Source organism: Cryptosporangium aurantiacum, assembly GCF_900143005.1.
GTDB classification, from domain to species: domain Bacteria; phylum Actinomycetota; class Actinomycetes; order Mycobacteriales; family Cryptosporangiaceae; genus Cryptosporangium; species Cryptosporangium aurantiacum.
Genome location: NZ_FRCS01000018.1, coordinates 70,801 through 93,783, shown reverse-complemented (window position 1 = coordinate 93,783; position 22,983 = coordinate 70,801). Strand labels below are relative to the sequence as shown.

Here is a 22,983-nt window from a genome sequence, read left to right as displayed (position 1 = left end):
CCGATGCGAAACGTCCCGCAGCCTACGGATCGCGTAACCGGATCAGCACAGTCTGTGAGATGGCCAACAATCGCTCGAAAATGCCCCTTAACCGGCTCCGTCACTGACCGTCTACAACGGACGCGAAACGCCGAACGGCACCATGCGAGATCCGCACGGTGCCGTTCGGCAGGGAGTCGAGAGCCGGGTCCGCTAACCGGGCTGGTTGAAGATCCCGCCGTCTCCGTTATCAGAACCGTCGGTTTCACCCTGGTCACCGTTGCCGTTGTCCGGAGTCGCATCGGTGCTCGGCGTGCCCCACCAGTCGCCGTCACCGTTGTCGCCGTCCGGGTTGTCCGGGTTCGGCGTCTCCGTAGGTGTGGGAGAGGGTTCCTCGGTCGGCGCGTTGCCGGCCTTGTCACCGAGGTGCGGTGCCGACTCGAACTTCTCCTTGGGCTGTTTCTTTAGCGCCGTGCTCATGTAGTCGCGCCAAATTTTGCCGGGGATACCGGAACCGTAAACCCGTTCGCCCGTGGTCTTGTCGATCAGCCTGATGTCGTCGCCACTGCCACCGACCCACACCGCAGTCGCCAACTGGGGCGTGTATCCGCACATCCAGGCGTGGGCGTTGTCGTTGGTCTCCCGGTACTGCTGGGTTCCGGTCTTGATCGCAGCTTCCCGACCGTCCGTGATCTTTTTGTTGGTCGCGTCGTAAACCTGCTGCATGACGTACGAGACGTCCTTGCCGACGTCCTCGGAGAACGCCCGGACCGGCTCGGCGGTGTGCGCCGCGTGCTCCCACATCACGGTGCCGTCGGCGTCTTCGACCTTCTCGATGAAGTACGGCTCGTGGTACGTGCCGTAGTTCGCGAACGTCCCGTAGCCAGCGGCTTGCTCGAGCACCGACACCGAGTACTGCCCGATACCGAGACCCGAGTTGAGTTCGTCGGCGATCTGCTCGACCGGCTTGCCGTTCAGCGTCTTCACGCCGGCCCGCGCCGCGAGCTTGGCGACCTCGCTAGCGCCGACCTCGAGCGTGAGCGCCCAGTAGACGGTGTTGAGCGACTTGACCGTCGCACGGGTCAACGAGCATTGCTTCCCGCAACTGTTGTCGTCTCCGGAGTTCTTCAGCGGAGTGTCGCGGTCCCTGAACTTCTGCCCAGACGTGCCATCCCACAGCGAGTCGATGCTGTAGCCGTCCTCGATGCCCTTGGCCAGCACGTACGGCTTGTACGACGAGCCGGCAGGGTGCGGGGCGGCGGCAAGGTCATAGTTGCCGTATCCGCGGTCGCCCCCGTAGTACGCCTTGACGGCGCCGGTCTTCGGGTCGACGGAGACCATGGCGGTCGCCATCTCCTTGCTCTGCGTCTCGTCGTTGACGTACTTCTCGGACGCTTTCTTCGCTGCCTGCTGGGCCTTACTGCTGATCGTCGTGTAAACGGTCAGGCCGCCGGTGTTGATCACCTGCTCTTCGAACCCGATCCGCTTCAGCTCGGCCTCGATCTTCTGGCCGAGGATGCCGGTGGATCCGGCCCGCCAAGCGCCGGTCCGGCTGCCTTTGTCCGTCGCCTTGGGGTAGGTCATCGCCGCCCGCTCGGCCTGGCCGATGAACCCCTTTTTCACCATCTGGTCGAGGACGTACCCCCAGCGGCCCTGAGCGCTCTCCAGCTTGTTCGCCGGATCGAAGTTCGTCGGGTCCTTGATCACCGCTGCCAGGACCGCGCCCTCGGCCGCGGTCAGCTTCTCGACGTCCTTGTTGAAGTACGCCTTCGACGCCGACTGGATGCCCCACGCCCCACGACCGAAGTAGATCGTGTTCAGGTAGCCCCTGAGGATCTGCTCCTTCGACCAGCTGCTGGAGAGCTTCCTGGCGAGGATGATCTCCTTCACCTTCCGGGAGTAGCTGCGCTCCTTCGTCAGCTGCAGCGCGTTCCGGATGTACTGCTGGGTGATCGTCGAACCACCACCGGCATCGTCGTTCCCGGAGACCAGACCCCAGACGGCACGGGCGGTACCCCGGAAGGAGACACCGCTGTTCTCGTTGAAGTCCGGGTCTTCGACCGCGATCACGGCCTCTTGGACGTGCTTCGGCACCTTGTCGAGCGTCACCTCGACCCGGTTCTCGAGCGCGAACGTCGCGAACGTGCCACCGTCGGCGTACTTGATCGACGTGGTGCCACTGGACTTGGGGAACTCCGGCAGGTCGACGCTGGCGTACGCGACCCCCCCGCCGGTCAGGCCGAGCAGCATGCAGACCGCGGTCGCGATACCGATCCCGATCAGGATCTTCTTGCCGCGTCCCGCCTTCTTCACCTTCGGGCCGTTCGGCGGCATGCCACCGAACTCGGGGTGGAGCTGGTCGTCCTCGAGCGCAGCCGCTCGGCTGCGCGGGCCCAGACCGGTCGGCCGGTCGCCGACAGCGGTGCTGCCGTAGGTGGTGCCGCTCGACGCCCCGTACGTGGTGCCGCTGCCGGAGCCGTATGTCGTGCCCTTGCTCGCCGACGAACCGTAGGTGGTGCCGGACGACGCAGCGCTCGACCCATAGGTGGTGCCGCTTGCCGAAGATCCATATGTGGTGCCGGACGATGCGGCGCTCGACCCGTAGGTAGTGCCGGAGGAGCCCGAGGCCCGGCTGCCGTAGACGGTGCCGCCCTCGCCGCTGCCCGACGCTCCGCGAGATGCCGAGCCGCCGTACACCGTTCCGCCGCTTGAGGGACGCGGTCCGACGTCGGGAGTACCGTCACCGCCGCCCGGAGTGTGGCCGTAACTCATGCGTCCACCATGCCCCGGAAGCACCAAGCGATCAAAACAGCCACCCGCTCCTGTGACAGGCCGCTCACAGAGCAATCACCATTTCCCACGCCTTGCTGTGATCGGGTTCGTCGGTCACGAACCCGCTGGAACCGGTCGGCCAGCCGCATGACAGCTCACCGTCCGCGATCCTCTCCTATGGCATCCGTACCAGGGGCCAACCCGGTCACTTCCTTAACCAGCTTTAATCCAATCGTGAGTGACAGCGCTTACCCAAAACGGGTACCTCGTCCTTAACCGGACTTAACGTACGCGCGCCTCACACCTATCAGTAGACCGTGCCTCCGCAAGGAGCGAGCGGCTGGGACTGAATTCGAGCCGTACGGATGATCAGTCGGCCGCGCGCCGTCGACCGTCCTTGTCATCGCTGGTCAGGCCGTCGCGACCCAACGTGTACTTCTCCACCAGGTGATTCCACCCGCAGCCGCGGCAGACCTCGACGACATAAACGTCGAAGGCCCGGTAGTCCATCGCGAGCATCGCCAGTTCGGCACGCGGCCGCGCCTGCCCTGCCGACGTTCGCAGCTCGTCGCCGTAGATGTAGTGCACCAGCCACACCGGCTCACGGCGGCAGATCGGGCATCGCGTCTCGGTGGCCTCGCCGAAGAACTTCGACGCTCTGACCAGGTACGGAGACGCGTCACACACCTCCAGCGCGCCGACCCGGCCCGCGTAGACCTCACGCAGAAGCGCACGGCGCTTCAGCGTGTAGTCAACGACCTGCCGTTGGGTCCGCACAGGGCGAAGGGTACGCGGGCACGGGGGCGCCGGCGGAGGCAAAACAACGGGCATGACGGGGATTACCCCGTGTCCCTCTGCACCGAGGCGTCGGATCGATGTATCGTCTCGATACATCGGCGCGAGCCAACGCCAGGTGGACGAGAGGAGGCCCGGCGGTGCTCGAGTTCGCGATCCTGGGGCTCCTGCACGAGGGCCCGATGCACGGTTACGAGCTGCGCAAGCGGCTGACGACCCTGCTCGGGGCTTTTCGTGCGGCGATCTCCTATGGATCGCTCTATCCGACCCTCCGGCGGCTCCAGGCCGGGGGCTGGATCACCGAGGTCGAGCCTGACCCCGACGACGTGGTCACCGCACCGCCGCTGACCGGGCGACGCGGTCGAGTGGTCTACAAACTGACCGCCGACGGCAAGGAGCGGTTCGCCGCTCTGCTCGCCGGCTCAGGGCCGGAGACCTACGACGACGAGGGCTTCGGCGTCCACTTCGCGTTCTTCAGCCGCACTGACGCGGCCACCCGGCTCCGGATCCTGGAGGGACGCCGGCGACGGGTGGAAGAACGCCGGGACGGGTTGTCCCAGATGCTCACCAGGGCCGGTGAGCGGCTGGACGCCTACACGCTCGAGCTACAGCGCCATGGATTGGAATCAGCCGACCGGGAGGTCCGCTGGATCAACGAACTGATCGCCAAGGAGCAAGCGGGCCGCCCACCGTCACCACGTGTCGGGCGCCCCGCGACGTCGAACAGTTCAGTTGACTCCCCGCCGCCGGGTGACCGGCCGGACGAGGAGACCCCCGGCAGCCCGACGGCAGCCGGATAGCCAGGTGGCCCGCGCGATCGGCCCCCGGGACCTCGTTTGGTCACCGGTCGCCTCCCGGAGCCGATCTGCGATCGCACACCTTTTGAACCGTGAGTTGAAACACAGAGAGGGAGGCCCCTATGGGCTCCGTACGTGTCGCCATTGTCGGCGTCGGCAACTGCGCCGCGTCGCTCGTGCAGGGCGTGCACTACTACCGTGACGCTGACCCCACGACGCGGGTGCCCGGGCTCATGCACGTCCAGTTCGGTGACTACCACGTGCGTGACGTGGAGTTTGTCGCCGCGTTCGACGTCGACGCCAAGAAGGTCGGGCGTGACCTCTCGGAGGCCATCGTGGCCAGCGAGAACAACACCATCCAGATCTGCGAGGTGCCGCCGACCGGCGTCACCGTGCAGCGTGGCCACACCTTCGACGGCCTGGGCGAGTACTACCAGGAGATGGTCACCGAGTCCGACGACGAGCCGGTCGACGTCGTCCAGGCGCTGAAGGACGCGAAGGTCGACGTCCTGGTCTCGTACCTGCCGGTGGGTTCCGAGGACGCGGACCGCTTCTACGCGCAGGCCGCGATCGACGCCAAGGTCGCGTTCGTCAACGCGCTGCCGGTGTTCATCGCTTCCGACCCGGAGTGGGCGCAGAAGTTCACCGACGCCGGCGTCCCGATCGTCGGTGACGACATCAAGTCGCAGGTGGGCGCCACCATCACCCACCGCGTGATGGCCAAGCTGTTCGAGGACCGCGGTGTCGAGCTGCTGCGCACGTACCAGCTCAACTTCGGCGGCAACATGGACTTCATGAACATGCTGGAGCGCAAGCGCCTCCAGTCGAAGAAGATCTCCAAGACCCAGTCGGTCACCTCGCAGATCCCGCACGAGATGGAGAAGGCCGACGTTCACATCGGTCCGTCCGACTACGTGCCGTGGCTCGACGACCGCAAGTGGGCCTACGTCCGCCTCGAGGGCAAGGCGTTCGGCGACGTCCCGCTGAACCTGGAGTACAAGCTCGAGGTCTGGGACTCCCCGAACTCGGCCGGCGTCATCATCGACGCGGTCCGCGCGGCGAAGATCGCCAAGGACCGCGGCATCGGTGGCCCGATCAACTCGGTCTCCTCGTACCTGATGAAGTCGCCGCCGGAGCAGTACTCCGACGACGAGGCGCACGCCGCCGTCGAGGCCTTCATCGCCGGCGAACTCGAGCGCTGACGTCTTTTATATCGACGCCTGCATGGCGAAGGCCGGTCGCTTCCGCGACCGGCCTTCGTCGGCTTCGGCCCCGACGTCCCGCCGCTCCGTAGGTGGTTACTGACCCACCCTCCGGCCGCTGGGGGTGTGCAGGGCGCACGTCAGAGCTTCAGCGAGAGCAGCACCTGGTCGTAGCGGTAGGGACCGACCGCGACGAAGCCCGTGCGGCGCCCGTACTCAGTGAAACCGAGGCGCTCGTAGAGGCGTAACGCGCCGATGTTGTCCCCGCGGACGTCCAGCGTCAGCGTTTCGATCCCGGCCTGCCGCGCGGACTCCGCCAGTAAGCTGACCAGTCTTCCGCCGATACCGGTCCCACGGTCGGCCGGCGCCACGAACACCTTCTCCAGGTCGGCGTTGACCCGGAGCGTCGGCCGCGCGTACCGCCGCCAGTACCCGAACCCGGCGATCGCTCCGCCCGCCGCACCGGCCAGCACCGCGACGGCGTCCCCGGCCTGGGCCGCGGCCACGACGTCGTCCAGCCACTCGTCGAACTCGGCTCGGCTGGGCGGCCCCACCCAGCCGATCGCACCCCCACCGATCACGACCGCTACCACGACGCTGTACAGGTTCCCGGCCGTCCGGTCATCGAGTCGACCGGTGACCTGCGCGAACGTCGTCATGGACGGGGTCAGTGGGGAAGGTAGCCGCTGCGGTTTCGCCATAGTTCCACGTGGAACGGTGCCGCCGGTTGGTCCCGAACCGGCCACCACCGCTCCAGCACGCGCTGGGTGAGCGGGCCGGTTTCGCCTTCCCGCAGGGACGACGGATCGACCCACCGGACCTCGACGATGCCCTCGTCGAGCTGCGGAACCGGCTCGGCGGCCGGATCGACGGCCGCACCGAGGTAGAACGCGCCGAGGACGACGGTTCCGGTGTGCAGCCGGTACGAGGCATAGGTACAGATCAGCCGGTTGACGGACACTTCTAGACCGGCCTCTTCGCGCGCTTCGCGAACGGCCGCCGCCTCCAACGTCTCGCCGGCTTCCTGACCGCCGCCGGGCACCTCCCAACGAACCCCGGTTCGGCGCTCCTGCCGGATCATCAGTAGTCGATCGTGGTGGAGAACAAGGACCGCGGCACCAGCAGTGGTGCGGGTCGGGGCGATGGGTGACACACCGGCCACATAGCCTCCCTGAAGCTGTCCTCCAAATGTTACGGCCACGGCAGGGCCCTTACCCTGGGCGGCGTGAGTGGACCCTCCGTAGGCGCGTGGCGGGAGCTCGGAGGGCTGCTTCGACGTCGGGACTTCCGGCGGTTGTTCGCCACCCGGCTCACCGGCCAGTTCGGCGACGGCGTGTTTCAGGCCGCGCTCGCCGGTTCGGTGCTGTTCAACCCCGACCGCCAGACCGAGCCGGTCGCGATCGCCCTCGGCTTCGCGGTGCTGCTGCTGCCGTACTCGCTGCTCGGCCCGTTCACCGGCATCCTGCTCGACCGCTACCCCCGGCGGAACGTGCTGCTCTGGGCCAACATCACCCGGGCCGGAGTGTTGGTCGGTGTCGCCGCCGTGCTCTGGGCGGGCGGCCGCACCGGGCCTTTCCTCGTCCTCGCGTTGGTCGCGGTTGCGGTCAACCGGTTCATCCTCGGTGGGCTCTCGGCCGGCCTGCCGCACGTCGCGCGCGACCGGGAGCTGGTGACCGCGAACGCGCTGTCCCCGACGGCAGGCACGGTCGTCCTGACGCTCGGCGTCGGCGCCGCGGTCGGGCTACGCAGCCTGGTCGACGGCGGCGACTTCGGTTACGCGGGCATCCTGCTGCTCGCCGCTGCCGCCTACCTTCTCTCCGGGGTGCTCGCAGGCGGCTTCTCCGTGCTCGCGCTCGGCCCGGACCACAACGACCCGACGGCGAGCCTGGAGACGATCGGCTCGGTGGTGCGCGGCATGGTGGCCGGCATCCACCACCTGTCCGACCGGCGGACCGCCGCCTATGCGCTGCTGACCGTGGGACTCGGCCGCATCGGTTTCGGCGTCACGACGATGGCGCTCCTGCTGCTGTACCGGAACACGCTGTCCGGCTCCGGCCTCTTCCCGGGCGGGGAGACCGGGCTGGGGCAGGTCGTGCTCGCCACCGGATTCGGTGCGTTCCTGGCGGCGCTCGTCACGCCCGGCGTCGTCCGCCGCCTGTCCCGACGGACGTGGATGACCGGCCTGCTGGTCGTCACCGCAGTCGTCTGGCCGATCGTCGTGGCGGTACCGGAGACCGCAGCCGTCGTCGCGGTCGCGCTGGTCGCGGGGTGCGCCAGCCAGGGGATCAAGATCATCGTCGACGCCGGCGTGCAGTCCGAGGTCGACGACGTGTTCCGCGGACGGGTCTTCGCGCTCTACGACATGTTGTTCAACGTCTGCGTGGTCAGCGGGCTGCTGATCGGCGCGTTCGGGCTACCGGACTCCGGGCGCTCGTGGCCGGTCTTCGTCGGCCTGGCGATCGGCCACCTGGCCCTCGCCGGGTGGGTCGCGCTGTGGACGAGGCGCTACGGCTGGGCGACGGTCAGCGTCGCCACCCCGCACGACGCCGCCGTCCTCGAAACCGATCGCACGGGATAGGGAGTCAGTCCGCGACGATTCCGTTCTCGCGGGCCCAGCGGAAGAGTTCGGCCTCGGCCTCCTCGCGGCTGAGCTGGCCGCGGTCGAGACGCACCTCCTTGAGGTGCTTCCAGGCCTTGCCGACGACCGGACCCGGCGGGACGCCGAGCAGCTCCATGATCGCGTTGCCGTCCAGGTCGGGACGGATCCGCGCCAGGTCCTCCTCGGCTTGCAGCCGGGCGATCCGCTCCTCCAGCGTGTCGTAGGAGCGGGCCAGCGCGGCCGCGCGCCGCTTGTTCCGGGTCGTGCAGTCCGACCGGACCAGACGGTGCAGCCGGGGAAGCAGGTCACCGGCGTCCGTGACGTACCGCCGCACGGCAGAGTCCGTCCACTCGCCGCGCCCATACCCGTGGAACCGCAGGTGCAGGAAGACCAGCGTCGCCACCTGCTCGGTGACGTCCTTCGGGTACCGCAGCGCCTTCATCCGGCGCCGGGTCATCTTCGCGCCCACCACCTCGTGGTGGTGGAAGCTGACCCCGCCGCCCGACTGGATCTCCCTGGTCGCGGGCTTGCCGATGTCGTGCAGGAGCGCAGCCATCCGCAGCACGAAGTCCGGGCCGTCGGTCTCCAGGTCGATCGCCTGGCGGAGCACGGTGAGCGTGTGCTCGTAGACGTCCTTGTGCTGGGCGTGCTCGTCGATCTCCATCCGCATGTTCGGCAGCTCGGGCAGCACGTGCGCGGCCAGCCCGGTGTCGACCAGCAGCCGGAGCCCGGTGACCGGGTCCGCACCGCAGATCAGCTTGGTCAGCTCGTCCCGGACCCGCTCCGCGGTGATCCGCGTGATCTGGTCGGCCATCGCGGTCATCGCGGCGACCACCTCGGGCGCCACCTCGAACTGCAGCTGCGACGCGAACCGTGCCGCGCGCAGCATCCGCAGCGGGTCGTCGGCGAACGAGTCCTCCGGCGTGCCGGGCGTCCGCAGCGTCCGGGACGTCAGGTCCTCGAGGCCGCCGTGCAGGTCGACGAACCGGTGATCGGGCAGCCCGACCGCCATCGCGTTGACCGCGAAGTCCCGCCGCACCAGGTCGTCGGCGAGCGAGTCGCCGTACCGGACCACCGGGTTGCGGCTCTGCCGGTCGTAGGCCTCGGCCCGATAGGTGGTGATCTCCAGCCGGAGGCCGCGCCGGGCCGCGCCGACCGTGCCGAACTCGATGCCGGTCGTCCACGTCGCCTCTGCCCACCCGCTGAGCAGCTCCAACACACGCTGCGGCCGGGCGTCGGTGCAGAAGTCGAGATCGTCGCCGAGCCGCCCGAGCAGGGCGTCCCGTACCGATCCACCAACCAGGTAGAGCTCGTGACCGGCAGCGTGGAACCGACGCCCGAGGTCGTCGGCGACGGGCGAGACACGGAGCAGTTCGGCGACCGCGCTCTGCTGAGCAGCGGTCAGGGGCGAAGGCGCAGTAGGTGACACAGTAAGACCAGTATCGGAGGCGACGGTTGGGGAGTCAGCGGCCACCTGCTCGTCTCCCGACGGATCGGCAACGGATGGGTCAGCCACGGAGCTGAACCTTATCCACTGCCGATGCCCAGCGGCGCGCCCGTTTCGGCACCGAAGCCCCCAATACCACATCTGACCGAAGCCTGCTGCACCGGCACTACGAGCAACAAACCGGTCCCTGGACGGCCTCACGGCGTTTACCCGAGGCGGGCGCTATCGTCAGTTTCATGGCCCGCCGAAGTTCCCCGCGTCGGCCCGGGGGTCCCGGGCGGCTGCGACGGGTCGAGGAAGTCTCGGCAGGCGGTCTCGTCGTCCAGGGCGACGCCGGCCACCTCGAAGGTGCGCTGATCGGGAAGCTCGACCGCCGCGGCCGTCTGCTCTGGTCACTGCCCAAGGGACACGTCGAAGCCGGCGAAACGCTCGAGCAGACCGCTGCTCGCGAGGTCGCCGAGGAGACCGGCATCGTCGGCGACGTGCTGGCGGCTCTCGGTACGGTCGACTACTGGTTCGTGTTCGAGGGCCGTCGCATTCACAAGACCGTGCATCATTTCCTCCTGGATGCGGTGGCGGGAGTGCTCTCCGACGCCGACGTGGAGGTGACTGAGGTGGCCTGGGTCCCGCTCAGCGAGATCCCCGACCGGCTGGCCTATCCGGACGAGCGGAAGCTCATCGCCCGGGTGCCCGACCTGCTCGAGCGCCCGGCGTGAGGCGGTCCGACCCGGCCGATCGCGATCCTGGGCGCCCCCGCTCCCACCCGCTGGGAGGCGAGCCGGCTGACTTCGACCTGCGGCACCCGCGCTCCGACCGCTACGACCCGGACGCCACCGTGATCCTGCCGGTCGCCGGGCCGGAGCCCTTCGACGACACGGTTCCGATCCCGGTGGTCAGCGAGGTTCCCCCGCAGCGGGTGCCGGAGAAGGACGGCAGCAGCAGCGTCGCCCGCTCGAGCGGCGTCATCGCGCTGTTCAGCCTCGTCTCGCGCGCGACCGGCTTCATCCGCACCGCGGCGATCGGCGCCGCGATCGGCGGTGGCCTGGTCGGCAACGCCTATCAGGTCGCGAACACGCTGCCGAACATGCTGTACGAGCTCCTGCTCGGCGGCATCCTGACGAGCGTCGTCGTGCCGCTGCTCGTCGCCGCGAAGAAGCGGGACGCCGACGGCGGCGAGGCGTTCACCCACCGCCTGCTGACGATGGCGACGCTGTTGCTGGGCGCGGCGACGGTGCTGGCGCTGCTCGCGGCCCCGCTGCTGACCGCGTTCTTCGCCGACGGCGAGACGACGTCCGCCAGTCGCCAGCTCACGACGACGCTGGCCTACCTTCTTCTCCCGGAAATCTTCTTCTACGGGCTGTCCGCGCTGTTGGGTGCCGTGCTCAACACGCGCAACGAGTTCGCGGCCCCGGCGTGGGCGCCGATCCTCAACAACATCACGGTGATCGTCACCGCCGTGGTGTTCCTGTTGCTGCCCGGTCCGGCGACGCTCACCCCGGAAACAATCACCGGTGCCCAGGTGGCGGTGCTCGGCATCGGCACCACGCTCGGCATCGTCCTGCAGGCCTTCGTGCTCTGGCCTTCTCTGCGCAAGGTGGGATTCCGCTGGAAGTGGCGGTTCGATCTGAGGGGTTCCGGGCTCGGCGAGGCGGGTCGGCTCGGCGCCTGGATGTTCCTCTACGTCGGCGTCAGCCAGCTCGGGCTGCTGCCGGTAATCAAGATCGCGAACTACGCCGGTAACCGCGGCGGGCCCGGTCCGCAGATCCACAACAACGCGTTCCTGCTGTTCATGATGGTGCACGGGATCGTCGCGGTGAGCATCCTGACCGCGCTGCTGCCCCGGATGAGCGCCGCGGCGGCGGAGCGCAACTTTCCCGAGGTGAGCCGCAACCTCTCGCTCGGCGCCCGGCTCTCGTCGGTGGTGCTGGTGCCGGCCACGGCGGCGTACCTGGTGCTCGGCATCCCGCTGGCGGTGACCGCGTTCCAGTGGGGCAACTTCACCCAGGACCAGGCGATCTCCACCGGCTACGCGACGATGGCTGCTGCGATCGGGCTGGTGCCGTTCGCGATCAGCCAGATGCAGATCTTCGCGTTCTACGCGCTTCGCGACACGAAGACGCCTGCGCTGCTGAACATTCCGGTCGTCGCGGCGAAGATCCTGTTCGACCTGTGCGTCTTCTTCTGGTTCCCGACCGAGTACGTCGTGGTCGGCCTGCAGTGCGGCAACACGGTCTCGTACATCGTGGCCGTCCTGATCTCCGGACGTCTGCTCTCGCGGCGTCTGGGCGGCTTGGACACCGCCCGGATAACCCGGACGACGACCCGCCTGGGGCTCGCGGCGGTGGTGGCCGGACTGCTCAGCTGGGCGGTGGCGTACGGGATCCAGGCGTGGCTGGGCATCGGCAAGCCAGGCGCGTTCGTCTCGCTGGTCGTCGGCGGCCTGGTGCTGGTCGGCGTCTACGCAGTCGTGGCGCTGCGGTTGCGGGTTCCGGAGGTCGTCGAAGTGGCGAACACCGTGAAGCGTCGCCTGCCTGGCCGCTGACGGCCAATCACACAGGGTTATCCACAACCTGCTGCGGTCTACGTGATAAACGCCACGCCGCAGGTACGGTCGATCCGTCGCGGAGAACCCGACTACGCCACGTGAGGTTGACGGCCATTCGTCCAGTTCAATTTCCCAACCCGCAACACGGTGAACATCAGGATGTGACCGACCCACGACGCGCCGAAGAACTAATTAAGACACGCGTGAAATCGGTTCGGAGTGGTAAAAACTTCTCACTTTGACTGTGACGCACGTCGCAAAGGACTGGCAACTCCCACGAGGCGCGGGTTCAGTTCTTCGCGGCAACTGACGCGGCAGCCACGCCGCGCACACCGCAGGATTCGCCACGCCGAGCCCTGTCCACGACATCCGCGGTGTCCCTCCAAGTAGCCAACCAATTGGACAGGGGCGGGGGACCCACAGGTACGTGGGGTCGCCGGAGATCAGATCCGGCGCGATCCCTTGGGGTGAAGCCGCGCAGCGCGCGGCCGGGCACTACACCTTCCCGCCCGAACCCGACAGCTCACCTCGCAGGCGTGCATGGAAGGACTCTCCTTGCATACGGTGCATTCCCATCGGTGTGCCCTGCCCGCGAATCAGTACGAACGTACTGAGACTTCTTCGCAAAACAGGCCGTACACGGGCAAGAACACCGGCGGTGCCCGCCACCGCGCAGTCTCCGGTCCCAAGCACCGCGCCGTCACCCGGCGCACCCCGCTGCGGACCACCGCATTGGTCGGCGTTCTGGCCGGCTCACTCGGCGCAGGCCTGGTCGGCGTCACCGCCTCGCCGGCCGCCGCCGCAGTCCCGGCCGCCGCAAAGCTGTCGGGCGCCACTTCTGTCACCACCGGATCGCGCGCGACGCTGCACGCGATCGGCACGGTTGACGGCAAACCCGCTGCCTACAAGTCGTTCTCGCTGCAGTACCAGTCCAGCAAGGGCTGGCGGACGGTCAGCACGAAGAAGGCCCGGCCGTCCGGTCAGCTCGAGTGGACCGTGACCATCGGCGGTACCTCCAACTGGCGTGTGGTGCTGTTCGTGAACGGCACGCAGAAGACGCTCTCCCCGAACCACCACGTCAAGGCCAAGTCCAGCGGGTCCGCGGTCGTCAAGGCTGCTTCCCGGCAGGCAGGCAAGCCGTACCGCTTCGGTGCGGCCGGTCCGAACTCGTTCGACTGCTCGGGCCTCACCCAGTACGTCTTCAAGCAGTTCGGCAAGTCGCTACCGCACAGCGCTACCAAGCAGGCGCGGTACGGCCGGTCGGTCAGCAAGTCGGCGAAGCAGCCCGGCGACCTGATCCTGTTCGGTAGCGGCAGCTACTACTCACATGCCGCGATCTACGCCGGCGGGAACTACATGTGGGACGCGTCGACCGCCGGTCAGCCGGTGGCGAAGCGGAAGATCTGGAGCAACACGTACGTCGTGCGTCGTCTCGTCTGACGATGACGACACGAGGAGGGACGGTCGGGTGCGTCGCACTCGGCCGTCCCTCTCGTCGTCGAAGTGGGTGTGAACAGCCGCAACACCCACTTGACCGAGGCTGAGACCATCAACTCCCTATGAGAGCTGTTCATCCAGTGGCGTCCGACGCGCCGCAACAGGCAGGATGGACCTGTCCCCAGTAGCCGCCGCACGGCCTACCCTGAGGGGCGGAGCGGTCGATACTGCGGGAGGGCGGGTTGTGACACAGGTCGGCGCGCCCGTGCAGGGTGAAGTACTGGCGGGCCGGTACCGGCTGGAAGAAGCGCTGTACGCCGATGCGGCGTCCGGCCATGCGCTCTGGCGTGGGACCGACAATCTGCTGAACCGCACGGTCTCGATCGAGCTGCGGGTACCCGGCGGCGAAGCTGCCGAGCAGATGATCGCCGAGGCAGTCGCTGCTGGTCGCATCGTGCACCCGTCGGTGATAGGGGTCTACGACGCCGTCGACGAGGGGCCGCGCGCCTACGTCGTCCGCGAATGGGTCAACGGGCAGACGCTCTACGACACGCTGGCCAACGGGCCGCTGCATCCGGCGCGCGCCGCGTCGCTGGTCCGAAACACCGCTGACGCACTCGCCGGCATCCACGCCACCGGGCACGCCCACGGCAACCTCACGCCGTCGACGGTCCTGATCGGCAACGACGACGAGGTGACGCTCGTCGATCTGCACCTGGGCGGTCCGGGGCAACAGCCGTCCGACATCCGCGCGCTGGGTGGCCTGCTCTACGCCGGACTGACCGGCCAGTGGCCGGATGCCCTGCCACCGCACCGCACCGGTCTGCCGGACGCCACCCGCGTCGACGGCCGGATGTGCTCACCACGGCAGATCAGGGCCGGGATACCTGGGTACCTCGACGCGCTGACGATGGACCTGCTCGACCCCGCCGTTCCGCCGCCGACCGCGGCCGACCTGGCGAGCGAGCTGCGCCGCTACGACGTCGCCGACCCGGCACTGAGCGCCCTCGCCGTGCTCGCGCCCGAGCCGGCCACCAGCGGTCCGCGATGGACGCGCGTCGGCGTGCTCGTCGTCGGCATTCTTGTCGTTCTGGGTGTGGTCATCAGCGTCGCGGCACTCGGTCTGCCGAACTTCGGTGGCGGCGGTGACGGCGGCCCGACGGCCGGTCCGTCCTCGGCCGCACCCGCCGTGCAGGCCGGGCCGGTGAAGATCGTCCGCGCGACGCTGCTCGATCCCCCGGACGGCGACTTCGCCGAGGACAAGAACGTCGACAACGCGATCGACGGTAACGCGAGCACGGTCTGGAAGACCGACCAGTACAACGGGACGCAGTTCGCGAAGCTCAAGCCGGGTCTGGGCCTCGTCCTCGACCTGGGTGGCGCCCAGAACGTCTCCAGCGTCACGATCGGGTTCGACCACCCGGGTGCGACGTTCGAGGTGCGGGCCGGCACCGAGCAGCCCAGCTCGCAGCCGCGGGACATCGATCCGTACAACGTCGTCGGCAAGTCGCAGACCGCATCGAACGCGACCACCACGGTGACGTTCGACAAGGCGGTGAACACGCCGTTCCTGGTCGTCTGGCTCACCGACACCGGGACGAACTCGAGCGGCAAGTACCAGGTCGCGATCTCGGAGATCAGCGTCAAGGGGTAAGCCTGGTCACGCTCGGGTGGCGCTGAGCCTCTACCCTCTCGGTCCATGCGACCGTCGCTCGGCCACCTCGATGACCGTGGCCTCCTGCGCGCGCACGTCTCGGGCGAGCCGGACGCGTTCGCCGAGCTGGTTCGCAGGCACCGCGACCGGCTGTGGGCGGTCGCGCTCCGGACGATCGGCAACACCGAGGATGCGGCCGACGCCCTCCAGGACGCGTTGCTCTCGGCGTACCGCTCGGCGGGTTCCTACCGGGGCGAGGCAGCGGTCACCACGTGGCTGCACCGGATCGTGGTGAATGCGTGCGTCGATCGGATGCGTCGTCGGCAGGCCCGGCCGACGGTCCCGCTCCCCGACGACGACGGGCGGGCACCGGCCGCACCGACCGACGTGATCGCGGCCAGGGAGACCGCGCTCGACGTCCGGGCCGCGCTGGCCGAGCTGCCGGCGGAACAGCGCGCCGCCCTGGTCCTGGTCGACGTCCAGGGTCATCCGGTGGCCGACGCCGCGGAAATACTCGGCGTCGCGGTGGGCACGGTGAAGAGCCGCTGCGCACGGGGTAGGGCCAGGTTGGCCGTGAAGCTCGGCCATCTCCGGAACCCCGACGCGGAGCCGGACGTCGAAGCCACGGAAGGAGGTGCCCGGTGACACCGTCTGAACTGGACCAGCTCGCGGACTACGCCGAGGGCCTCCTCGACGGCACTCCGGACGGCGAGGCGATCGCCGCCCGGATCGCGAACGAGCAGGAGTGGGCGGACGCGTTCCGCCAGCTCACCGAGGTATCCCCGCGGATCGCCGCGGACCTCGGTGCGCTGCCCGAGATCCCGATCCCCGCCGAGGTCGCCGCCGCACTCGACCGCGCGCTGGCCGAGCAACCACCGCTAACAGCTCCCCATTCCACTCCCCGCCCCGCCGACGAACTCGACCAGCTCCGCACCAAGCGGGCTGCCCGTAAGGCGAAGGCAGGTGGTTGGGTGGTGGCAGCCGGGGCCGCGGCGGTCGTCGCGGTCGCCTGCTTCGGGGTGTTCCAGTCGCTGGACCTGGGGTCGAGCGACGACCTGGCGGACTCGAGCGCCGGCGGCACCGAATCGAACGTGCTGAGCGCGCCCGCTGCGCCGCAAAGCATCCACGTCTCGGGAACCGCCTACTCGTCCAGCCAGCTCGGTACGCAGGCCCAGTCCCTGTTGAACGCGCAGGACGACGCCGGGACGCGACCGGCCTCGCCGACAGAACCCGACCCGGCGACGCCGAAAGCAGCCGAAGCGAAGCCGGGCACGGTCCCGCCCGAGCTCCGGCGGTTGCTCGGCCCGGCCGATCTCCGGGCCTGTCTGACCGCGCTCAGCATCGCCGCGCAGCCACTGGCCGTCGACTACGCAACGCTGGACGGCGCCCCGGCGGTCATCATCGTCGCCCCGCACGCCGATCCCGCCGTGCTCGACGTGGCCGCAGCCGGGCCGGAGTGCGGCATCGGCCGGTCCAGCGACGAGCTCGCGCGCACCTCGATCCCCCGCTGAGCGTGACGTCCGGCACGCGGGCGCACACGGGAATGTCGGCACCTACCATGGCGTTTGCGTGACTGTCCCGTGAGAAAGCCTTCACCGGTGGGTCACGACCACTGTGCAGGGCGAACCTGGAGGAAGACGTGGCTAGCGAAGACATCCGGAACGTGATCATCATCGGGTCCGGTCCGGCCGGCTACACCGCTGCCGTCTACACCGCCCGGGCCTCGCTCAAGCCGCTGGTTTTCGAGGGCGTGCAGTCCGGTGGCGCGCTGATGACGACGACCGAGGTGGAGAACTTCCCCGGCTTCCCCGGCGGCATCGACGGCCCGGACCTCATGGACAACATGCGTAAGCAGGCCGAGGCGTTCGGCGCCGAGCTGCTCACCGACGACGTGACCGAGGTCGACCTGTCCGGCCCGGTCAAGATCGTCAAGGTCGGGCAGAAGGAGTACAAGGCCCGCGCGGTCATCCTCGCGACCGGATCGGCCTGGCGTCCGCTCGGCATCCCGGGTGAGCAGGAACTGCTGGGCCACGGCGTCTCGTCCTGTGCGACCTGTGACGGGTTCTTCTTCCGGAACAAGAAGATCGCGGTCATCGGTGGTGGCGACTCCGCGATGGAGGAGGCCACGTTCCTGACCCGCTTCGGTGACACCGTGACGATCGTGCACCGACGCGACGAGTTCCGCGCCTCGCAGATCATGGTCGACCGGGCGAAGGCGAACGAGAAGATCGATTTCCGGCTCAACAACGTTCCGGTCGAGATCCTCGGCAAGGACGGCAAGGTGGCCGGCGTCCGACTGAAGAACACCGTCACCGGCGAAGAGTCGGTGCTGGACGCCGAAGGCGTCTTCATCGCGATCGGTCACGACCCGCGCAGCGCGCTGTTCAAGGACCAGGTCGAGATCGACGCCGAGGGATACGTGAAGGTCGCCGCCCCGAGCAGCCGCACGAACGTTCCCGGTGTGTTCGCCTGTGGTGACCTCGTCGACCACACCTACCGACAGGCGATCACCGCCGCCGGAACGGGCTGTGTCGCCGCGCTCGACGCCGAGCGTTACGTCGCCGCGCTAACCGAATAATCCGGTTTGAACCCATAGCATCCCTCTCGCACCAAACCGGCCCCCTGAAGAAGGAGAAACCATGGGCGCCAACACCAAGGCCGTCACCGACGCCAGCTGGACCAACGACGTGCTGCAGAGCGACAAGCCAGTGGTCGTCGACTTCTGGGCGGAGTGGTGCGGTCCGTGCCGCAAGGTCGCGCCCGTGCTCGACGAGATCGCCGCGGAGCTCGGCGACAAGATCCAGGTCGTCAAGCTCAACATCGACGAGAACCCGAACACCGCTCGTGACTACGGCGTGATGTCGATCCCGACGATCACGGTCTTCAAGGGCGGCGAGCCGGTCAACTCGATCCTCGGCGCGCAGCCGAAGGGCCAGATCGTCAAGATGATCGAGAGCGCGCTGTAAGCGAATGCTGTACGAGGGGCTCCGAGCCGTTGTGGCTCGGAGCCCCTTCGATGTTTAGCCGATTCGCCCGTCGGGCTTGGTCTATGAGACCGTTTGCGCTTCGGAGGTCGAGCCTCGATCAAGAGGCACATACCCGACACGCGACGCGCCCGGGCACGCTACGGTGCGCTGTCGTGGCCGGGACGCGTTACGGTCGATGATCGCGGCCTCAATGCCGGACCGGAGGCTCTCCGGCCGGTTCCCCTTCGGTTCCCCCGACCGAAGGTCGCGGATGGAAGGAGCGAGCTGACCCCATGCAGTTCATCAAGCGTGGCACCACCGGACCGGCAGCCGCCGAGGTCAAGTCGACGCTGGTGACACTGGGGTTGATCGCTGATACCGCCGCCGCGGAGCCGGCGGAGGACGTCCTTTTCGACGCTATGTGCGAACTCGCCCTGCGTGAGTTCCAGCAGGCCCGCGGCCTGGTCGTCGACGGCATCGTCGGCCCGGAGACGTGGCGCTCGCTGGTGGCGGCCCGGTGGCGCCTCGGCGACCGTGTCCTGCACCGATCGGTGAGCGAGCCGATGCTCGGCGACGACGTCCGCGAGCTGCAGGAGCGGCTGCTCGAGATGGGCTACGACGTCGGCCGGGCGGACGGGATCTTCGGTCAGCGCACCGAGACCGCGCTGCGGGCCTTCCAGCGCGAGGTGGGCCTGGCCGCCGACGGCACGGTGGGACCGCTGACCATGCGTGCGTTGCGTCAGCTCGGGCGCAAGGTCGTCGGGGGGCGACCGCAGCTGCTGCGCGAGTCCGCGATGCTCTACCACGCGGGCCCAGCGCTGTCCGGCAAGCGAGTGGTGATCGATCCGGGCCACGGCGGCTCCGACGTCGGCGTCGTCGCCGAGGACGGGCTGCTCACCTGGACCGAGTCGCACCTCGTCTACGACCTGGCGAGCCGGCTCGAGGGCCGGTTCTCGGCGATCGGTGTCCGCGCCGACCTGACCCGCGGCCGCGACCACGAGCGCACCGGTGCGGAGCGGGCCGCGCTGGCCAACACCGTCGGCGCCGACCTGCTGATCAGCCTGCACATCGACAGCAACCCGAACCCGCTGGCGAACGGCGTCGCGACCTATCACTTCGGCACCGGATCCGGTGTCAGCTCGACGGTCGGAGAGCGGCTGGCCGGGCTGGTGCAGCGGGAGATCGTCGCCCGCACCGGGATGCTCGACTGCCACACCCACGCGAAGACGTGGGAGATGCTGCGGCTCACCCGGATGCCGGCCGTCCAGGTCGAGCTCGGTTACCTCAGCTCGCCGATCGACCGGCCGCGTCTGATCGATCCCGCGTTCCGCGACACGGTCGCGGAGGCCATCCTGATCGCTGTGCAGCGCGTGTTCCTGCCCACCGAGGCGGACGTGAAGACCGGTTCGCTGGACCTGTCGGCGCTGCAGGCAATGCAGTTCAGCTGACCGGGCTGGATCGATGGGCCGGTCCGAGGGCCAGTGAGGGGCTCATCGAACCGAGCAGCTTCTCCAGCGCGTACTCGACGTCGGACTTCCAGGACAGCGCCGTCCGCAGGTCCAGGCGCAGGCGGGGCCAGCGCGGGTGCGGCCGGACGGTCTTGAAGCCGACGGCGAGCAGGTAGTCGGCCGGGACGAGGCACTGGGGCTGGTCCCAGCGGGCATCCGCGAACGCCTCAATGGCCTTCACACCGCGTTTGGTGAGGTCCTTGGCCACACCCTGGACGAGCATGCGTCCCAGGCCGCCTCCGACGAACTGAGGCACGATGTACGCGGTCATCAGCAACGCCGCGTCGGGGCTGACCGGGCTGGTGGGGAACGCCACCGAGCGCGGGACGTACGCGGGCGGTGCGAAGAGCACGTAGCCGGCGGGCACCCCGTCGACGTAGGCCAACTTGCCGCAGGAGCCCCACTCGAGCAGCGTCGACGAGATCCACGCTTCCTTTTCCAGCGCGGGGTCGCCGCACTCGATCGCGCGGTCCTGACTCACCGGGTCGAGTTCCCAGAACACGCAGGACCGGCACCGAGTCGGAAGATCTTCCAGGGTGTCGAGCGTGAGGCTGACCAGCCGACGCGACATCAGCGGATCGACCCCCGACGCGAATTGACCGACACCCGGCCTCCCTCGCTGTGCACCGACCACGCCGGGGGCGGCACCGACGTTGGTGCTCCACCGGCCTGCCGCTTCCGGCATTCCACTCGCGGCCCCGGCTGACTCGGCTCTTCGGCCGACCCAGCTCAAAGCAAGGGGCTGCTGATATCCACCCGAATGACCATGGTAAGGGCGCGCTCGGGAGCGCGAAAGGGTTCGACGCGCCGGTCAGTATCCTGTAGTCGTAGGCGATCGCACGGCAACCGGCCCTCATACCCGCCAGTGAGGCGGGAATTGGCTTGGTCAGAACGGCTGTTCCGGCCGGACAATGCAGTGCGGCGGCGCGGACACCGATGACCGCTGAACCCGATTGGCGGCTGCGTTGCGTGGCAACGCCCACCGCGAGAGGCGAGCGTATGAGCGGCACGACACTGGACGACTACACCGATCGTTATGCCCGGCGGATGCGCGGCATGACCGTTTCTGAGGTCCGCGCACTTTTCGCCATGGCAAGCCGGGCCGAGATCGTCTCGCTGGCAGGTGGGTCGCCGTTCGTGTCCGCACTCCCGCTCGACGAGATCGCCGAGATGACCGCCGCGTTGATCCGCGACCGCGGCGCCGAGGCCCTGCAGTACGGCACCGGCCAGGGTGACGTGCGCCTCCGTGAGCTCGTATGCGACGTGATGGCCGTCGAAGGCGTCATCGGTTCCGCGGAGGACGTCGTCATCACGGTCGGCTCGCAGCAGGGGCTCGACCTGATCGCGCACCTGTTCCTCGACCCGGGCGACGTCGTGCTGGCCGAAGGCCCGTCGTACGTCGGGGCCCTGGGGACGTTCGCCGCGGCCGAGGCCGAGGTCGTCCACGTCCCGATGGACGCGGAAGGCCTGATCCCTTCGGAGTTGGACGTCACGCTGCGGCGCCTCACGGCTGAAGGCCGCACGGTGAAGTTCCTCTACACGGTGCCGAACTTCCAGAACCCGACCGGCGTGACGCTCACCGAGCCGCGGCGAGACGCGATCGTGGAACTCGCCGAGCGCTACGACCTGCTGATCATCGAGGACAACCCGTACGGCTTGCTGGGCTTCGAGGAGGGGCCGGGCCAGGCACTGCGGGCCCGCTCGTCCGACCGGGTCATCTACCTGGGGTCGTGCTCGAAGATGTTCGGCGCCGGGCTGCGCACCGGCTGGGTCCTCGCCCCGCCCGCGGTCCGCGAGAAACTCGTCCTGGTCAACGAGTCGCAGGTGCTCAGCCCGGCGATGCTGACGCAGATGATCGCGTCCGAGTACCTCGGCAAGTACCCCTGGCGCGAGCAGCTCAAGGTGTTCCGTGAGATCTACCGCGAGCGCCGCGACACCATGCTCGACGCGCTCTCCACGATGATGCCGAGCGGCGTCACCTGGACGCACCCGCGCGGCGGGTTCTTCGTCTGGGCGACCGTCGGCGACGACCTCGACACCAAGGCGATGCAGCCGCGTGCGCTCGCGCACAAGGTTGCCTACGTGCCCGGGATCGGCTTCTACGCGGACGGCGCCGGCCGCCAGAACATGCGGCTGTGCTTCTCGTCGGCATCGCCGGACCGGATCCGAGAAGGGATCCGGCGCCTGGCGAGCGTCATCGAGGAGGAGACCGAGCTGCGTCACGTCTTCAACACGCCGTCCGCCGTACGCCGTGGCCCGCACGGTGGCCCGGTGTCCCGCACCTCGTTCACACCCGGACCGGAGTTGGCATGAGTAGGCACGTCCTCGTCCTGGCCGGTGGCCTGTCCTACGAGCGCGAGGTCTCGCTGCGCTCGGGCCGCCGCGTCGTCGATGCGCTGCGGCGCAGCGGCGTCGACGCCACCGTTCGCGACGTCGACGCCGGCCTGCTGACCGCGCTGGAGACCGAGCGGCCGGACGCGGTGTTCATCGCGCTGCACGGCGCCAGCGGCGAGGACGGGTCACTCCGGGGCGTGCTGGACCTCCTCGGCATCCCGTACGTCGGCGCCGGCGCGGATCCGGCTCGGGTCGCCTGGGACAAGGCTGCGGCGAAGGCTCAGCTGCGCGCCGTCGGGCTGCCGACGCCGGACTGGATCGCGCTGCCCCACGAGACGTTCCGCGAGTTGGGTGCGCAGGCACTGCTCGACCGGATCGTCGAGCGGCTGGGCATGCCGCTGATGGTGAAGCCGGCCGAAGGTGGCTCCGGGCTGGGGGCGCAGGCCGTGCGCACGGTCGAGGAGCTGCCCAGCGCGATGGTGGGGTGCTTCGGCTACTGCGACACCGCATTGATCGAGCGGTTCGCCAGCGGTGCGGACATCGCGGTGAGCGTCGTGGAGTCTGCGCTGGGGCCGGCGGCGCTGCCCGCGGTGGAGATCGTTCCGGCGGACGGCGTCTACGACTACACGGCCCGGTACACGGCAGGCACGACGACGTGGCACGCACCGGCCCGACTCGACCCGGAGATCGCAGAGCGGGTCGCCGAGACCGCGGTCGCGGCACACGATGCCCTGGAGCTGCGTGACCTGTCGCGGGTCGACCTGCTCGTCGACGAGGCGGGGGACATCCAGGTGCTGGAAGTCAACGTGTCGCCAGGGCTGACCGAGACCAGCCTGCTGCCGATCGCCGTGCAGGCGGCCGGCCTCGACTTCGGCACGGTCCTTGCCGATCTCGTAGAGCAGGCCATCAAACGCTCGAGTTAGTCGAAGGCCCCCGCGCGGGGCTCTT

General features: G+C 68.8%; 20 protein-coding genes and 1 riboswitch. Of the genes, 14 read left to right on the top strand and 6 right to left on the bottom strand.

Translation table 11 applies throughout. The features are described 5' to 3' along the window. Nucleotides 1-192: 192 nt before the first annotated feature. Together BUB75_RS37020 and BUB75_RS37015 are read right to left on the bottom strand one after the other, a co-directional pair. On the bottom strand, nucleotides 193-2,751 hold the full coding sequence (locus BUB75_RS37020) for a transglycosylase domain-containing protein (RefSeq protein ID WP_143175655.1): 2,559 nt from the start codon (nucleotides 2,749-2,751) through the stop codon (nucleotides 193-195). 369 nt (nucleotides 2,752-3,120) lie between these two features. Further along, complete coding sequence (locus BUB75_RS37015; protein ID WP_073264189.1) at nucleotides 3,121-3,528, bottom strand: DUF5318 family protein; 408 nt, start codon at nucleotides 3,526-3,528, stop codon at nucleotides 3,121-3,123. A 158-nt stretch (nucleotides 3,529-3,686) separates the two neighbouring features. Between BUB75_RS37015 and BUB75_RS37010 the strand changes: the two genes are divergently transcribed. Both BUB75_RS37010 and BUB75_RS37005 read left to right on the top strand, forming a co-directional pair. Then, nucleotides 3,687-4,346, top strand: coding sequence for a PadR family transcriptional regulator (locus BUB75_RS37010; protein ID WP_073264187.1), 660 nt, complete (start codon nucleotides 3,687-3,689; stop codon nucleotides 4,344-4,346). A gap of 119 nt (nucleotides 4,347-4,465) precedes the next feature. After that, entirely contained in the window at nucleotides 4,466-5,545 is a 1,080-nt protein-coding gene (locus BUB75_RS37005; RefSeq protein WP_073264185.1) for an inositol-3-phosphate synthase, read from the top strand. 140 nt (nucleotides 5,546-5,685) lie between these two features. Here BUB75_RS37005 and BUB75_RS37000 read toward each other — a convergent pair whose 3' ends face one another. Next, on the bottom strand, nucleotides 5,686-6,204 hold the full coding sequence (locus BUB75_RS37000) for a GNAT family N-acetyltransferase (protein ID WP_218617992.1): 519 nt from the start codon (nucleotides 6,202-6,204) through the stop codon (nucleotides 5,686-5,688). Nucleotides 6,205-6,212: 8 nt separating this feature from the next. Beyond that, the gene (locus BUB75_RS36995) at nucleotides 6,213-6,698 is read right to left on the bottom strand and encodes an NUDIX hydrolase (RefSeq protein WP_281248431.1); all 486 of its coding nucleotides are present in this window, start codon (nucleotides 6,696-6,698) and stop codon (nucleotides 6,213-6,215) included. Between the two features lie 72 nt (nucleotides 6,699-6,770). On the opposite strand from BUB75_RS36995, the gene BUB75_RS36990 reads away from it, so the two are divergent. Beyond that, nucleotides 6,771-8,123 carry an MFS transporter gene (locus BUB75_RS36990; protein WP_143175654.1) on the top strand — a complete coding sequence of 451 codons (1,353 nt, stop codon included), beginning with the start codon at nucleotides 6,771-6,773 and terminating at the stop codon, nucleotides 8,121-8,123. Between the two features lie 4 nt (nucleotides 8,124-8,127). Here the strand turns inward: BUB75_RS36990 and BUB75_RS36985 are convergent, their stop codons facing one another. Beyond that, nucleotides 8,128-9,573, bottom strand: coding sequence for a CCA tRNA nucleotidyltransferase (locus tag BUB75_RS36985; RefSeq protein ID WP_073264177.1), 1,446 nt, complete (start codon nucleotides 9,571-9,573; stop codon nucleotides 8,128-8,130). 254 nt (nucleotides 9,574-9,827) lie between these two features. Here BUB75_RS36985 and BUB75_RS36980 point away from each other — a divergent pair, with 254 nt between their 5' ends. The 9 genes from BUB75_RS36980 (at nucleotide 9,828) to BUB75_RS36940 (ending at nucleotide 19,641) form a co-directional block, all read left to right on the top strand. Continuing rightward, complete coding sequence (locus tag BUB75_RS36980; protein WP_073264175.1) at nucleotides 9,828-10,307, top strand: NUDIX hydrolase; 480 nt, start codon at nucleotides 9,828-9,830, stop codon at nucleotides 10,305-10,307. Then, the gene (gene murJ, locus BUB75_RS36975) at nucleotides 10,304-12,133 is read left to right on the top strand and encodes a murein biosynthesis integral membrane protein MurJ (protein WP_143175653.1); all 1,830 of its coding nucleotides are present in this window, start codon (nucleotides 10,304-10,306) and stop codon (nucleotides 12,131-12,133) included. The genes BUB75_RS36980 and murJ overlap by 4 nt, the downstream gene beginning before the upstream one ends. A gap of 381 nt (nucleotides 12,134-12,514) precedes the next feature. Beyond that, nucleotides 12,515-12,688: riboswitch (cyclic di-AMP (ydaO/yuaA leader) on the top strand. Between the two features lie 180 nt (nucleotides 12,689-12,868). After that, entirely contained in the window at nucleotides 12,869-13,576 is a 708-nt protein-coding gene (locus BUB75_RS36970; RefSeq protein ID WP_073264173.1) for a C40 family peptidase, read from the top strand. Between the two features lie 241 nt (nucleotides 13,577-13,817). Then, entirely contained in the window at nucleotides 13,818-15,227 is a 1,410-nt protein-coding gene (locus tag BUB75_RS36965) for a protein kinase family protein (protein WP_178380081.1), read from the top strand. Between the two features lie 45 nt (nucleotides 15,228-15,272). Beyond that, nucleotides 15,273-15,872, top strand: a complete 600-nt coding sequence (gene sigM / locus BUB75_RS36960; protein WP_073264169.1) for an RNA polymerase sigma factor SigM — start codon at nucleotides 15,273-15,275, stop codon at nucleotides 15,870-15,872. After that, the gene (locus tag BUB75_RS36955) at nucleotides 15,869-16,738 is read left to right on the top strand and encodes a hypothetical protein (RefSeq protein WP_073264167.1); all 870 of its coding nucleotides are present in this window, start codon (nucleotides 15,869-15,871) and stop codon (nucleotides 16,736-16,738) included. The genes sigM and BUB75_RS36955 overlap by 4 nt, the downstream gene beginning before the upstream one ends. Before the next feature lie 128 nt (nucleotides 16,739-16,866). After that, a complete protein-coding gene (trxB, locus tag BUB75_RS36950) occupies nucleotides 16,867-17,805 on the top strand; it encodes a thioredoxin-disulfide reductase (protein ID WP_073264165.1) in 939 nt (312 codons plus the stop codon). A gap of 61 nt (nucleotides 17,806-17,866) precedes the next feature. Continuing rightward, nucleotides 17,867-18,193: a thioredoxin gene (gene trxA, locus BUB75_RS36945; protein WP_073264163.1), complete on the top strand. Its 327-nt coding sequence runs from the start codon at nucleotides 17,867-17,869 to the stop codon at nucleotides 18,191-18,193. A 293-nt stretch (nucleotides 18,194-18,486) separates the two neighbouring features. After that, complete coding sequence (locus BUB75_RS36940; protein ID WP_073264161.1) at nucleotides 18,487-19,641, top strand: N-acetylmuramoyl-L-alanine amidase; 1,155 nt, start codon at nucleotides 18,487-18,489, stop codon at nucleotides 19,639-19,641. Here the strand turns inward: BUB75_RS36940 and BUB75_RS36935 are convergent. Beyond that, nucleotides 19,634-20,272 carry a GNAT family N-acetyltransferase gene (locus tag BUB75_RS36935; protein ID WP_073264286.1) on the bottom strand — a complete coding sequence of 213 codons (639 nt, stop codon included), beginning with the start codon at nucleotides 20,270-20,272 and terminating at the stop codon, nucleotides 19,634-19,636. The two genes, BUB75_RS36940 and BUB75_RS36935, sit on opposite strands and share 8 nt — an antisense overlap. Nucleotides 20,273-20,700: 428 nt before the next feature. On the opposite strand from BUB75_RS36935, the gene BUB75_RS36930 reads away from it, so the two are divergent. Together BUB75_RS36930 and BUB75_RS36925 are read left to right on the top strand one after the other, a co-directional pair. Continuing rightward, a complete protein-coding gene (locus BUB75_RS36930; protein ID WP_073264159.1) occupies nucleotides 20,701-22,014 on the top strand; it encodes an aminotransferase-like domain-containing protein in 1,314 nt (437 codons plus the stop codon). Beyond that, the gene (locus tag BUB75_RS36925) at nucleotides 22,011-22,958 is read left to right on the top strand and encodes a D-alanine--D-alanine ligase family protein (protein WP_073264157.1); all 948 of its coding nucleotides are present in this window, start codon (nucleotides 22,011-22,013) and stop codon (nucleotides 22,956-22,958) included. Before BUB75_RS36930 ends, BUB75_RS36925 begins: the two co-directional genes overlap by 4 nt. The last annotated feature ends 25 nt before the right edge of the window (nucleotides 22,959-22,983 follow it).

Excerpts from the sequence above, each read along its gene's own strand:
- BUB75_RS37020 (WP_143175655.1), bottom strand. The coding sequence starts at position 2,751 with ATGAGTTACGGCCACACTCCGGGCGGCGGTGACGGTACTCCCGACGTC.
- BUB75_RS37005 (WP_073264185.1), top strand. The coding sequence starts at position 4,466 with ATGGGCTCCGTACGTGTCGCCATTGTCGGCGTCGGCAACTGCGCCGCG.
- BUB75_RS37000 (WP_218617992.1), bottom strand. The coding sequence starts at position 6,204 with ATGACGACGTTCGCGCAGGTCACCGGTCGACTCGATGACCGGACGGCC.
- BUB75_RS36980 (WP_073264175.1), top strand. The coding sequence starts at position 9,828 with ATGGCCCGCCGAAGTTCCCCGCGTCGGCCCGGGGGTCCCGGGCGGCTG.
- sigM (WP_073264169.1), top strand. The coding sequence starts at position 15,273 with ATGCGACCGTCGCTCGGCCACCTCGATGACCGTGGCCTCCTGCGCGCG.
- trxA (WP_073264163.1), top strand. The coding sequence starts at position 17,867 with ATGGGCGCCAACACCAAGGCCGTCACCGACGCCAGCTGGACCAACGAC.
- BUB75_RS36940 (WP_073264161.1), top strand. The coding sequence starts at position 18,487 with ATGCAGTTCATCAAGCGTGGCACCACCGGACCGGCAGCCGCCGAGGTC.
- BUB75_RS36935 (WP_073264286.1), bottom strand. The coding sequence starts at position 20,272 with ATGTCGCGTCGGCTGGTCAGCCTCACGCTCGACACCCTGGAAGATCTT.
- BUB75_RS36930 (WP_073264159.1), top strand. The coding sequence starts at position 20,701 with ATGAGCGGCACGACACTGGACGACTACACCGATCGTTATGCCCGGCGG.
- BUB75_RS36925 (WP_073264157.1), top strand. The coding sequence starts at position 22,011 with ATGAGTAGGCACGTCCTCGTCCTGGCCGGTGGCCTGTCCTACGAGCGC.